The 14,708-nt window shown below is 41.3% G+C and carries 10 protein-coding genes and 1 riboswitch; all 10 genes read right to left on the bottom strand.

Annotated features, from left to right (window positions below; translation table 11 throughout):
• Window positions 1-234: 234 nt before the first annotated feature.
• A complete protein-coding gene (locus CLOL250_RS11495) occupies window positions 235-2,064 on the bottom strand; it encodes a fibronectin type III domain-containing protein (RefSeq protein ID WP_044946083.1) in 1,830 nt (609 codons plus the stop codon).
• A gap of 221 nt (window positions 2,065-2,285) precedes the next feature.
• Complete coding sequence (locus tag CLOL250_RS11500; protein WP_008402691.1) at window positions 2,286-3,836, bottom strand: response regulator transcription factor; 1,551 nt, start codon at window positions 3,834-3,836, stop codon at window positions 2,286-2,288.
• Window positions 3,837-3,921: 85 nt separating this feature from the next.
• Entirely contained in the window at window positions 3,922-5,061 is a 1,140-nt protein-coding gene (locus CLOL250_RS11505; RefSeq protein ID WP_008402692.1) for a cation diffusion facilitator family transporter, read from the bottom strand.
• 128 nt (window positions 5,062-5,189) lie between these two features.
• A riboswitch (NiCo riboswitch) is annotated at window positions 5,190-5,284 on the bottom strand.
• Between the two features lie 153 nt (window positions 5,285-5,437).
• Window positions 5,438-7,213, bottom strand: a complete 1,776-nt coding sequence (gene thrS, locus CLOL250_RS11515) for a threonine--tRNA ligase (protein ID WP_008402695.1) — start codon at window positions 7,211-7,213, stop codon at window positions 5,438-5,440.
• Window positions 7,214-7,661: 448 nt separating this feature from the next.
• Window positions 7,662-8,462 (bottom strand): SDR family NAD(P)-dependent oxidoreductase, encoded by an 801-nt coding sequence (locus CLOL250_RS11520; protein ID WP_008402696.1) that lies wholly within the window; start codon window positions 8,460-8,462, stop codon window positions 7,662-7,664.
• A 107-nt stretch (window positions 8,463-8,569) separates the two neighbouring features.
• Complete coding sequence (locus tag CLOL250_RS11525) at window positions 8,570-10,276, bottom strand: putative bifunctional diguanylate cyclase/phosphodiesterase (RefSeq protein WP_008402697.1); 1,707 nt, start codon at window positions 10,274-10,276, stop codon at window positions 8,570-8,572.
• A 193-nt stretch (window positions 10,277-10,469) separates the two neighbouring features.
• Entirely contained in the window at window positions 10,470-11,558 is a 1,089-nt protein-coding gene (locus CLOL250_RS11530; protein ID WP_008402700.1) for an MFS transporter, read from the bottom strand.
• A 257-nt stretch (window positions 11,559-11,815) separates the two neighbouring features.
• On the bottom strand, window positions 11,816-12,718 hold the full coding sequence (locus tag CLOL250_RS11535) for a sensor histidine kinase (RefSeq protein WP_008402701.1): 903 nt from the start codon (window positions 12,716-12,718) through the stop codon (window positions 11,816-11,818).
• Between the two features lie 220 nt (window positions 12,719-12,938).
• Window positions 12,939-13,766 (bottom strand): metallophosphoesterase, encoded by an 828-nt coding sequence (locus CLOL250_RS11540; protein WP_274922287.1) that lies wholly within the window; start codon window positions 13,764-13,766, stop codon window positions 12,939-12,941.
• 162 nt (window positions 13,767-13,928) lie between these two features.
• Window positions 13,929-14,708, bottom strand: a complete 780-nt coding sequence (locus tag CLOL250_RS11545) for an amino acid ABC transporter ATP-binding protein (protein WP_008402704.1) — start codon at window positions 14,706-14,708, stop codon at window positions 13,929-13,931.

The raw sequence follows: 14,708 nt of genomic DNA on the forward strand, positions 1-14,708 counted from the left end.
TACCTCATCCCATGATATTTTACTTCCGGCTTTTTACAATTTACTACTCTGAATATCTCCGGTCAATCCATAATTTCTGAATCGCGTGCAATAATTCTGTACCTTTATTTAAAATCAGATTAAGGCACACCAAAACTGCCGGCAGATAAAAATCTGCCGGCAGCCGTCTATTTCAGATCCCCAAACCTCAAACTTCTTTGGAATCCTTCCATGCCGCATTTACGCTTCATGAATTTATTTTGTTTTTACTGTCATCGCATTGCTCCAGTCTGAACAGATTTTTGTTGTCTTTCCATTCTTCTTCACATTCTTATAAGTACAGATCCGCACATAGTACTGTTTCTTTGTACTTAACTTTGTAATCTGTTTACTCTTTGCCTTATTGGAAGATACTGTTGTCAGGATCGAGCCTTTAAATGACTTATTGGTAGAACACTGAATGATATAGCCACTGGTGTTCTTCGTCTGCTGCTTCCAGTTGACCGTAACCTTTGCCTTTCCTGCCTTTACGGATTTGACCGTTGTTCCGGCAGGTGCGATACGAAATGTCCATGTCTTCTTGCCACTATATTTCTTACCCTTTAACTGAACCGTGACTTTATAGCTTCCGATCGATTTCCTTCCACTTGCATAGGTCACTGTATAGTCCGTACCGTTTTTCAGTTTTTTACCCTTGCTGTCCTTTACCGTGACAGTTGGCTTCTTCGCTTTCTTATCATATGTATAAATGCTCTTGCTAAGCTTTACACTGCTGATCTTATTGATCTTCTTTGTAGATAAAGTCTCGCCACAGGACTTGCATTTCGTTACAAGCTTTCCATCAGCACTAAAGGTTGCTTTCTTCTTTACACTCTGAGCCTGCTCCTTATGCTTGCATCCTGTCGTTTTCTTTGCTGTCAGATGATAGGATGTTCCTGATACATATATGTTCACATATCCCTTGATCGGCTCTCTTACATAGGATGCTGTATATCCGCTTCCCTCTTTGCCGAGATTATACCATTCATCCTGTGTAAGAATTACATTGTCGGAAGAAGGCTGACCGATATACCAGTCTGCTGCTTCTCCGTTTGAATCAGTGATCGATCCTATGCTGATCAGGTCACTTTTTACATAAGATATCACACCATTCTTAATATCAAGCTCAAATATGCATTTCTTACCGGTCTTATCTTCGATGTATTCCTGCTCACCTGAGGATTTACTCTTATAGGTATATGCTGATATCTCCTCCAAGGTTTTGTAATAGCCCATGTTCGATGGGTTAAATGCGGAATATCCATGTTCGATCTCATGTGCATAATAGAGATTCAAAGATTTGCAGTAGATCAGTTTATAGATATAATAGCTGGTATCATACATGTCTATCGCATATTTAGAATTCGCATCTCCATCCTTCATGTACACCTCAAATACAGAAGGCTCATCACTCAGACATACAACATGATGCATAATATACCGGTCTGTATATGCCGCCTCCGTCTTTAAAGTTTTGTCTGTGTCTGCATCGACACAGTTTTTATATTTCTCTGATATCGAGTTTACATAAAACGGCATCTTATCCGTTCCGGCGTAGACATCTACAACTGCCTTTCCGCTTACCTTGAGAACGGCTTTTGTACCCTCCGGCTGCATGGTAATTCCACAATTTTTTTCCTTGTTCTTATTAATCGTCAGAGTACCATCACCAAGAATCTCAACAGATCCGCCATAACCATAGCCCCATACAATAAGACTCTTGATCTGGTTATCACCCACCAGCTTGATCTTGAAGTCATCCCCCATCTCATTTGCCTCGATTGACATCATTGGGTGTTTATAATTCGTAAGCGTTAAGGTATTCGTCTTCTTATCATAAACTGCCCCTTTTACAGTCTCTGCTTTTTGTGAACCTGTAACATATACAAAATGATTTGTATTCGTTCCGCCCCGATCATAAATATTGATATACGCTGCACTATACTCTCCTGTATTTGGTCCATTTGCTGCCTGTGCTGTCATCACGCATCCAACCCACATGCACAAAACCGCCAGCATCAGAGATACCTTTTTGAAATGTTTCATACCCATTTCCTCCTTTCATGGTTATACTATGCCATGAAGTATATCTGATAAACTGGCGATTTATAAGTTTACATTTGTTCTTTTTTATATTTTTACCGCAATATCGTCACATAAATCCACTCAAAAGCAAGTTTTTATTAACAGGACTCACATCTTCCAGGATTGATCATCATATAGGCTTGAATCCAGTCCTATTCCAATCGTCAGACGCATTTATACCTTTATCGGTTTCTCCACGCATAATAGAACTGGATCAAGCCGATCCTTGACCTTGTATCTGTCTTTTCATTCAGCGATGAGATATGTTTATAGAGCGCAGTCCTTGAAATATACAGCTTTCCTGCAATATCCTGCACACTTTCATCCGATTCCAGAAGTTCTCTTAACACTTCCTGCTCTCTGTCTGTCAGACGATATTTCTCTGCAAATCGGGCAAAATAATCAACAGCGTCTGTACCGTCCGACCCTTTTATCACATTTTCCGATTCAATGTCGTGTTTTCCTGAAACCGAATCAAATACAGAACCCGTTGTTGCAGATGCAACTTCCACCGTAAGCCCATCCATATCTTCCTTACGTTCAAATCGTTCCTCTATGATATTCACGCGAAGCTGACTACTGTAAATGAACATCGCTATACTGATCATCACAAATAAAATAAGGATCACGATACTCGCAAAAAGCATCGGAGATAATCCCTCGCCGCTTACATTTTCATCTGCATTTACCGACATGGCATACGGCAGCATGGTTGAGATAAAGCCGACGATACCGGCTCCGATATTGTTAATAGCTCTGCCGAATCCTGCCCATAATGCAGGGACTCGCGTATAATAAGATACTTCCATAAAACCGGTTGTGAAGAACACAACGAAAAATCCTGCTGCCGGATAGAACACAAGCAGTCCCGCAAGGATCGAGCCACCTATACCGATCAATAAGATACAGAGCACGGATAAGACCGTCACACAGTACATGACCAGACTCATATATCTGCGTTTCTTCAGATCAAATAAAATTCCCGCAAGGATTCCACTTAAAGCCAGCAGAAGCCTCGGCCATTCACCTACATCGATCGCACCCTTTGCATGATAGTAAGTAACAATGTTATCCAGAGCCGCAAATATGAATGTCATTAAAAGGACACAACAAACCAGTGCTCCACAGGTAAGTCCCGGATGGATCGAAGCATTATTCTGCACTTCCGCCTCATCCTCTATCTTAAAACAATCCACAAGTATTACAAAGATCACAACAAATATCAGTAGCATAGATACCTGAATCCGATTGTCTGTGATCAGATTATTATTTACAAACTGAAGCAACAGACCTGCCGCATAAGCGGTTCCAACCATCAATGCCATATGATTGCTGTTTTTCAGGATATTCGCTGCCTGATCATGCACCTTACTGCCATACATACCCGCAAACAAAAAGAACACGCAACCCCAGATCAACAAACTCCGTTCCGATCTGTTACCTGTCATCATCCAAATACTTAACATACAGATCACTCCTAAAATAATCTGCATGACCATTCCTTGTCGGTTTTCCTGATAGTGTTTCAAAATCGGATAGACCAGAAATCCTGCTACACTGACTGTAAGAATAATGCTCTGTGCCCATACGACTCGACCTGCAGGTACCAGTTCCGCCATCCGATCATCAAAGAAATATTCCGTTCCCAGAAATAAAAAATTAAAAACTGCCAGTCCTGTTATGGCCAATATATAATTTCTGTATTTTCCCTTTTGATTCTTCTGCCCGGACATATATACTTCCCCATTATCTTTATAATTGTCTCATTTGTTCCCTGTCTTCCAATATTCACCCAGCGTAAACTATTCTGTTAATGAACTACGCCCTGTCCTCAAGGTCAAATGTAATTTTTGTCAAATATGTCTCTTTGTTTTCTTTTTGCAACCGTTCCGTCAGCTCCCGCACGATATTCTTTTCCTGCCCCTGCCATTCCGATGGAACAACCATATCAAAAACAAGTTCTTTCTTTCCCTCATGAGTGTGTACGCGGAAATCATGGATTGTTATTTCTGTATCTATTTGCTGCAGGATAGTAAGTACCTGATGGTGTATCTGATCAAGCTCTGCATCATCTGTGATAACCGGATCGTAATGAATGACCATATGCACACCAAATCGGTTCAGGCATTCCCGTTCGATGCGGTCAATCTCATCATGACACACCATTGGATCGATCTTCTTATCGATCTCTACATGAATACTTGCATACTGTCTGCCCGGACCATAATCATGTACCAACAGGTCATGGCAGCCAAGTACCAACGGACAGCTACTTATATATCCAATAAGCTGTTCCCGCAAACCGGTATTTGCACCTTCTCCAAGAAGCGGAGAGATTGTATCCTTTGCAAGCGAAATTCCACTTACAATGATAAAAACAGATACCAGCCCACCCATAAGGCCATCTATTTTCCATCCGCTGATATGTTCTACAACTGTTGCGGCAAGAACCGCAGCTGTTGTCAGCACATCATTTCTGCTGTCTGCGGCTGCAGCAAATAAGGTATTTGACTGAATCTTATCTCCCATCTTACGATAAAAGAACATCATCCAGAGTTTTACCAGGATCGAACCGATCAGCACAATGATCATCAGCATGGAAAATTCGATCGATGCCGGATGGATCAGCTTGAGTACCGATGTCTTTGCCAATTCAAATCCGATCACAAGGATCATAGCAGCCACAACCAGACTTGCCAGATATTCAAATCTCGCATGTCCGTATGGATGTTCTTTGTCTGCCGGCTTCTCTGCCAGCTTAAATCCGAGTAATGTTACAATGGAGCTTGCTGCATCCGACAGATTGTTCAATCCATCTGCAGTAATTGATGTAGATGCGGCCAACTTTCCGATCACAAGCTTGCTGCCTGCCAACAGCAGGTTACACAATACCCCTATGAAACCGGTCATCTTACCGACCGCTGCCCTTTTCTTAGAATCCTGATTTTCTTGTGCCATAATAGTTACCTCCGCATATATAAGATAACTTTATGCAACGCAATTAATAATCTTTCCATCAGATCAATAGAATTATCTCTGACCGGCTGTAGCCGGAATAATAAAAAACCTGCGGAACAAATAGTAACTACTGTCCCGCAGATCATAAATTCATTCTTTATCTGCTGCCACCCTGTGTGGCCCGGCCCTGTGGTCATCCCACCGCCTGCTCAGTTTGTACTGTAGATTGATATGCAGTGCAAAAAGTATTGATACATTATAGCATGCGGTTACCCATACATCAAGTGCCGGTTTCTGATATTTTGAAAGATGATATTTTGAAGGATCTGCCACCGGAAATCTGCTTCCGACGGCTTATCCTTATTTGTACTCTGTATTACTTGGATGCGGCAGGATTTAACTTCTTGGTCTTGATCTCATCCTGAAGCATTGCAAGAAATTCATCCATAGGAACAGTTGTTGTCTTCTGCTCACCATGAAGTCTGTAGCTGACAGTCTTATCATTTACCTCATTCTTACCAAGGATGATCAGATACGGAACCTTCTCAACCTGAGCAGCTCTTACACGATAGCCAAGCTTCTCTGCACGTTCATCGATCTCGACACGGATGTTGTTATCATCTAAGAAATCATACAGCTCATGTGCATATGCATTTAATTCCTCATCTTCATTCTTTACAGGAAGGATTCTGGCCTGTACCGGTGCTAACCAAAGTGGCAGATTTCCCTTTGTCTCCTCCAGAATGTATGCCATGAAACGATCTAAGGAACCAAGGATTGCTCTGTGAAGAACGACAGGAGTCTTCTTTGTACCATCCTTATCAATATATGTCAGGTTGAATTTTGCAGGAAGACAGAAGTCAAGCTGGCATGTAGATAATGTATATTCATTTCCGATCGCCGGCTTAACATTTACATCAAGCTTTGGACCATAGAATGCTGCTTCACCGATCTCTTCTGTGTATTCGATACCGATATCATCCAATACTTTACGGAGTGCGTCCTCCGCTGTATTCCACATCTCATCGTCATCATGATATTTCACCTTATCCTCAGGATCTCTTAAGGACAGAACACAACGATAATCTGTGATATTGAAATCCTTATAGGTGTCGAAGATCAAGTCAACAACCTGCTTGAATTCAGATTCGATCTGCTCCGGTGTTACAAACAGATGGGCATCGTTCTGACAAAAATGTCTGCCTCTCTCGATTCCCTTTAAAGTACCACTGGCTTCGAAACGGAAATCATGTGCAATCTCGCCAATACGGATCGGAAGATCTTTATAGGAATGCATTTTGTTTGCATAGATCATCATATGATGCGGGCAGTTCATTGGACGAAGCACGAAAGACTCACCCTCAACTTCCATTGCAGGGAACATATTGTCTTTGTAATGATCCCAGTGACCGGATGTCTTGTAAAGATTTACCGTACCAACACAAGGAGTCATAACATGACGGTAGCCAAGCTTTCTTTCCTTGTTCTTGATATAATTTTCAAGCTCCTGCCATACGATATAACCCTTTGGAAGGAACATAGGAAGTCCACGTCCAACCAGATCATCTGACATGAACAGATTCATCTCTTTACCGATCTTTCTGTGGTCACGGTCTTTTGCTTCCTCTAATAACTTCAGATGTTCTTCCAGTTCTTCTGCTGTAGGGAAGCATACACCATAGATTCTCTGCATTACATGGTTCTTGGCATCACCCTTCCAGTATACACCGGAATATTTTACTAACTTGAAGTTCTTGCATAATTTTGTGTTATCAACGTGTGGTCCGCGACAGAGATCTGTGAAATCTCCCTGATCGTAAACTGTAATATTTCCATCCTCTAAGCCTTCGATCAGATCCAGCTTGTAGAAATCATCCTTGAACATTTCAAGTGCTTCTGCCTTTGTAACCTCACGTCTGTAAATCTTCTTGCTCTCTTTACAGATCTTCTTCATTTCTTTTTCGATAGCTGCGATCACATCATCGTTTACAACATCATCGCCAAGGTCGATATCATAATAGAAACCTTCTTTTACAACCGGTCCAACCCAGAACTTTGCATGTGGATACAAATGCTTTACGGCCTGTGCCATAACATGGGCGCAGGAATGATTGAGCGTATTTAATCTCTCGTCTGCTTTAAAATCTACCATTTTCTTATTTCCTTTCTTTTACCTGAACTGACATCCCACCCAATGGTACAATGTCCGATAATTATTTGTACAGGAATCCTTCTGTTTCTTTGTCTATTGCACAAAAAACGCCCCTGTACAGACGTTTTTTCATCTATACAAGGGGCGATTATAATTCTTATATCGCGGTTCCACCCTTTTTATTTCCTGTGGAAATATCTCATTCATGATGATAACGGAATCACCGGACCGGATTAGGGCCGCTCAGAGCTGGTCTTCCTGAATGACTCCTCTAAGATACTTCCACCAAATGTATCTCTCTCTGTAGATTCTTCGTTCAGTACTGTTCTCATCAACACGTTATTCAAAGTATATTTCAACTGTTCCGCACTGTCAAGTAGCTTTTTCCGGTTTTATTATCATTTTTTTCTTATTGAATGATCTAAAGATTTTCCGTTAATACCTAAGACTATGGTCTCTGTCCAAGTCCGCCTTCCAGAGTGATCGTCTCTCCTGTCATATATTTGAAATCAGGGGATGCAAGCTGTACACATACACGTCCGATCTCAAGCTCTGAATCACCGAAATGACCCATCGGAGGTGTATGAACATTCTTGTCAAATGCATCCGGATATGCATTCTTGAACTGTTCTAACTGTGCTGTCCATGCAAGCGGGCAGATGATATTTACATTTACGCCATCCTTTGCCCATTCTGTTGCTGCAACTCTTGTAAGTCCACGAATTCCTTCTTTTGCTGCTGCATACGCACACTGTCCAAAGTTACCGAACAGTCCTGCACCGGATGCAAAGTTGATAACGGATCCCTTGCTCTCTTTCAGATATGGATAGCACGCTTTCATATAATAGAAGGTTGCATACAGTCCGGAATATAATGCCAGATTAAACTGATCTGTTGTATGGTCAGCAAGCGGAACACCGGATGCCGATGCCTGTGCATTATTAACCAATACGTCGATACTGCCAAATGTATCGATCGTCTGCTTTACAACATTTGCAACAACTGCCTCATTATCCGCACCGGCAGATACATCTGCTGCAACAGCCAGAACCTTTATACCATATAAGCGTTCCAGTTCTTCCTTTGCATCTTCCAACTTCTTCACATTTCGTCCTGTGATCACGACATTTGCGCCTTCTTTTGCATATGCTGTAGCGATACCGTAACCGATCGAACCACATCTGCCATCACTTAATACGGCACGTCCTCCACCTGTGACAATAACTGTTTTACCTGTTAAAAATCCCATTTTCTGTTTTCTCCTTATATTATTTGAAATCCGATACCTTCAGACTGCTTTCCGGCCTTATACAAATGTCCCAGTCCGTTTGTATCATATATAATGCTCATTATCTTCTATATCTTTCGATCATATCCTCCCACTGACAGCCTGCTTTCAAATGCACTCTGTTCTAATGGTTTATCATACAGATAGCCCTGTGCATGGTTACAGCCAAGTTCCAGAAGAAATCTTGCCTGCTCCTCCGTCTCAACTCCCTCGGTTATGACATTCAGATTCAACTGTCTTGCCATCTGAATGATACTCTTAATAATGATCTGATCCTGTGTTGAAAATGCCTCATGATTGATAAATGACCGATCGATCTTAATCTCGTTTACCGGGAAATCCCGAAGAACACTCAAGGTCGAACAGCCTGTACCAAAGTCATCAATTGATGTCGCAATACCTGCTTCTGACATATTCTTGATAAAGTCATACAGATCCTTCTGTTCACTCGCTTCTGTCGTCTCTGTTACTTCTATGATGATATACTTTGGATCAATATCATACTCTTTTATGATCCTTATAATTCGTTCCGCCAACATCCGTGGATCATGCCCAACCCCGGAAATATCATTTCTCGATATATTCACAGATATCGGAACAAGCTTATACCCTTTCTCAATCCATTCATTTATAGCCTCACAGACCCGCTTCAGAATATACAGATCCAGATGAATGATAAATCCATTCCTCTCCATGGTCGGAATAAACCGAAATGGTTGTATCACTTCTCCGTTATGAATCCATCTTGCAAGTGCCTCTGTACCTACGATCTGACCTGTCCGGATATCAACCTTCGGCTGATAATACACCTGAAATTCCCGTTTCTCCAACGCCTCAGGAAGCATCTGTTCCATCCGCTGAACATCTACTGTTTCTTCCAGCATCTTGTCCGTTAAAAACGCATACGGAAGCTTGTGCTGTCTGGCATAACTGACGGCAATCGACAAACCATTCATAATATTTCCGGGATCTCTGTCCTTTGCCGTTATCTCATAGGCACCTGCCGCTGCCGCTATATATACCGGAACGACCCGTCCCATATACTTTGCTGTTACCTCAACCTTTTCCAGAAGATGAAGGAACTCTGCCGTTCTGCTTTTCTTGACCAGCGCCATGAAATTATCTCCGCCCAGATGCGCCAGTGTCTCGTCCTCTGCCAGCCATTTTCTGACAGCGACTGCATAACGCTTGATCATCAGATCACCTTCTGCACCACCATACTTATAGCTGAGCAGTCCAAAGCTTTTCAGGTTAAAATAAAAGCCGTTGTACTGACAGATCGTCTGATCCTGCAAATGCTGCTGTATGATCCTGACAAAGCCTGCACTGTTAGGGAGCATCGTGATCAGATTACAATACGAATATTCTCTTGTCTTACGGATCAGTCTGGATCTCGTCACATGAAGATATAAAACCTCAAGGAGAAGAGCTATATCTTCTTTTTCTTCCTCGCTCCATTCTACATTTTCATATGGGAATGCCGTAAGCTCACAATATCCGTTTTCTACCGCTTGAAATGTCTTCTGATATTTGCCTTTCTCGGAATACAAGCCATCCCCGGCATAGAATACATCATGACGATCTTCATCCTGTACAGATTTGATATTTGCCTCAATGTGCAAATGTCCCGCTACCCTGCCGATCTTAAGCCGCTCAGCCAGAGGTTCGATCGCCTTTTTGAATCCATCAAATGTATTCTCAAACTGTAGTAATTCCTGTACATACAGTTCTATATCTTTTTTCTTAATTCTCTCTCTGATATCATCCACTGTCACGGGTGATCCTCCCTCTCATCTTTACTACTCTATACACCACAAAACTATTATTTTACATACAAACAATCATGTGTTTATTATAACATGCTTTTCACTTTTATGGGAAAAAGATAGTTTTTTGATAGATTTTGAACAGGTTGGAAATCACATGACAGGCGTTATTTCTTATATGACAAATATACAGGTGTTACAATTACCACCATGAAAATAGAATACCTGTAAGCGGTGACAACACGATCATGATCATGGAAAATGTAAAAGATTCCATAGAGATCAATGTTGCCCTCTGTTCCGAAGGGAACATATTCTGAAGTATCGTATTTGTTCTTACCTGTAATGCATCATCACTAAATGCCGCAATAAATCCACCTAATGTCATAATCACATAATTACCAGAATGTTCCACTGCTATACCAAGAAGAACAAGGAATCCGGTTAATACAAATACTGTTCTGTACCGTAAACGATCACACAACAGAATCACCCTTGCTCCAAGGATTCCTCCAAGTTCCATAATAAAGAGTGCCATTCCAAGCAAGGCATTTGGGATTCCACTCTCCGGCAGCTTAGCCTGTAAGAAAAATAACAGTAAAATATCCCCTGCTCCTACCAGCGAATTTACCAACATCAAAACTATTGCTCTCCTTGCATCCTTTAGAAACTGAATACTTTCCCACCAGCAGTCAACCAATGCACGGACAATTGTATTTGCCTTATGATCCCTGTGTTCTCTATGTTCCCATATTCTATTTAAAACAAATATCTGAACCAGACACATTAAAATATCCGTTCCATATGCGGCTCTATAACCAATGTATAACGCAAATCCTGCACACAAAGTTGATATTCCATTACACAAACGGTATATACTCAACTGATCTGATTCATATTTTGCATAATAGGATTCTTCTCCATAGATTTTTAAAGAATCATATGCTAAAGCATCTCCCGATCCTGATGAAAAATTGTAACTCATCGCATGAAGTGCAATAGACAGACATATCGTAAACAAATTCCCTGATGCGATCATAACAACATTTGCAATCATTCGTAAAATACTGCTCACAATCAACATATTTTTTCTTCCAAATACATCCGCAAATATTCCTGACGGTATCTCAAAAATAATGCTGGTTACATGAAAGACCGTTTCCACAAAACCTATTTCGACCAAACTATATCCTCTGGCAGCCAATATTGCCACCCAAGCCCCTGTTAAAGATAAATTTCCAAGGACGGATGATGTGTATAAATATCCTATTTGTTTTCTAATTGTGTTCATAAAAAAATCTCCTTATCTATTTTTCTTAAATGGATAAGGAGATAGTGTACTTTTTTATTACGTTTTATATCATTGTTCTGATATATGACTTGTTCTAAAAAAAGGCGCACTATCCCCGTAAGGAACACATGTATAACCTTTTTTCAGTTGTAGATTTGTCATTTTCCAGAACATAATCTTAATCCTTTCAATATCAACTCATAGAATTGTACGATTAGGATAGCATATCCTGCCTTCATTTGCAAGGGTATAAAAACTCACTTTATTCGCAGCATTACCGAAAACTGCTTATCTTTTACCTCTGCTGAAACCACATGCCCCAGCTTATCGGCCAGGCATTTTACAACATATAAACCAAGTCCTGCGCCTTCCTCCCGGCGGGAATTGCCACGGTAGAAGGCGTCAAATACATGGTCGATATCGATCTCATTGTCAGCCTCTATGTCATTCGTGAATGTAATGGATACTCCGTCCGCATCCTGTTGTAAGCAGACGCTGATTCTGGTATCCGCATATTTTCTGGCATTAGAAAAGAAATTTGTAAATATCCGGTTCAGCACTTTCTCGTTGCTCTGAACCCAGACTACACTTTCCGGTATGTCAAATGCTGCCTGAATCCCGGACTCCTGAATCCATTCATACTGCTCCAGCACAAGTGCTGTCAAAGTTCTTGCCACATCTATATTCCTGATGTCAATGGCTTCATCCTTTGCCTCTGCATAAGATACCTCAAAAAATGCATCCGACAACACACGGAGATACTCTGTCTTTGCGATCGCGATATCCAGATATTCCATATCCCGGTCGTCTATGCGTCCACCTTTTTTCATCAACTGCAGATATCCTTTTACTGCTGTAAGGGGTGTTCTGAAATCATGAGAAATGCCTGCGATCACATTTTTCAGTCTGGTTCTGTCCTGCTCCAGCGCACGGTTTCTCTCCTTGATCTGATCCGAATAATCATTTAACGCTTTTGCAAGAGCTACGATGTCACGATCAAAATATTCCACATGGATCTCCTGATCCACTCCTCCATGCAAGCGTTTCTGAAGCTTGGCTGCAAATATCCGCATCTGTCTTTTATATTGTATCAAACGTATAAAAAGGACTGCTGCCAGTAAAAGCAACAGTCCTGAAATTATGATATACCATTTATCCATGTATACAAATTCTCCTCAGGCTATCAAAGATCCAACACCCTAATTGAACCATCTTTTCTTATAGCTATTATATGATAACACATATGATTTCTATGTATTCCCGGTCGTCATATTTCTTTATCTTTGTCCGGTTTCCGCCATATATTCACAGATGAGATGATTGATCTCTCTGTCATCTTCAATCACAAGTAGCTTTGGCATATTGTTTCTCCATAAATCGTTAGTTTTTACATCTAAGCTCTACGCACACAACCTCCGGATAATTGAACAGGCGAACCGGAATTATGCTGTTGCCAAGTCCCCTGCTGACTATCATTTCTGTATCTGCGCGGTTATATTTTCCTGATGTGTATTCCGGTAAAAATCCCTGATCGGGTGCAACGATTCCCCCGACAAATGGAAGTCTGATCTGTCCTCCATGTGCATGTCCGGTCAAGACAAGATCAGCTTCGGCATTTGCATAGTTCTGAAGGTACTGTGGCTCATGTGCAAGTACGATGGATAATTCATTTTTCTGCTCCTGAAGCAGATTCTTTAATGTCTCATCACTTAAGTGCTGATCATCTAACCCTACTAACAGGAAAGAGGAATCCCCTTTCTCAATACGGACGGCTTCATCATCCAGATCATATGCTCCGGCAGCAAGAATCCCCTGCATCATCTGTTCATTTTCCGATGGATCAAGCCAATATTCATGGTTACCGGTCACATAATATACCGGTGCGACCTTCACTGCTTCTTCTACAAATGCTGCCGCATGTTCCACATTTGTATGATTGGAGTCCACCAGATCCCCGGTAATAACGATGATATCCGGCGAACAGCTTCGTATGGTTTCTAACAGCTTCTTATTCTCTTTTCCAAATGCAGCATTGTGCAGATCCGATATCTGTACGATCCGGTATCCATCGAGATCCGCACCAAGCTTTTCTGATTCATATGTATATGTAGTGATTACCAGATGCTTATTCTGATACAGACAAAACGGAATCAAAATAATGATTATAAGCATCAGAATCAGGATCTTTTTGTGTGGTATTTTTTTCATTTTCATCTATTCACGGTCACAAATAACCGCTCCCATCTTTTATCTATCGTCTTTACCCTGCGATACTTCCTGCCTGTAATATTTTGATACAAAAAATAACGCACGACAAATCTTATTCCTCTTATAGGATATAAAATCATTTGTCGTGCGTCAAATAAATAATTATGAATATGATGACAAGAACTGCTTCGTACGTTCCTGTTCCGGATTGTCAAATACCTCTTCCGGTCTGCCCTGCTCAAGTATATATCCATCATCCATGAATATAACCTGACTTGCCACGTCTCTTGCAAATGCCATCTCATGAGTGACAATTATCATCGTTGTCTTTTTCTCTGCAAGATTTCTGAGAACCTTCAGCACTTCGCCGGTAAGCTCAGGATCAAGAGCTGATGTCGGCTCATCAAAACACAAGATATCCGGTTGCATAGCAAGTGCTCTTGCGATCGCAACTCGCTGACACTGACCGCCTGATAACTGATGTGGATAATTGTTCATCCGGTCTCCCAGTCCCATCTGGCGCAGAAGATCTTCGCCCTGTACTCTTATCTCATCCAGTATGTTCTTTTTATTTGCCTTATAGTCCGGTCTTTCCTTTGCCAGAAGCTCTCTTGCCAGCATAACATTCTGAAGTGCTGTATACTGTGGGAACAGATTAAATGACTGAAACACCAGTCCAAAGTGCAACCGCTTCTTCCGAACCTCTGACTCCTTAAGTGTCTCCGGCTTATCCGTATCGAGAAGGATCTCATTATTTACACGGATAATTCCGTTATCCGGCATTTCAAGGAAATTCAGGCAGCGAAGCAATGTAGTTTTACCGCTTCCTGATGATCCTATGATCGACAGAACCTCTCCCTGCTCTAATGAGAAGCTGATATCCTTAAGTACATCGGTCTTACCAAACTTCTTTTTTATATGTTCAACCTCTAATATCGCCAT

Source organism: Clostridium sp. L2-50 (assembly GCF_000154245.1).
Lineage (GTDB): Bacteria > Bacillota > Clostridia > Lachnospirales > Lachnospiraceae > Coprococcus.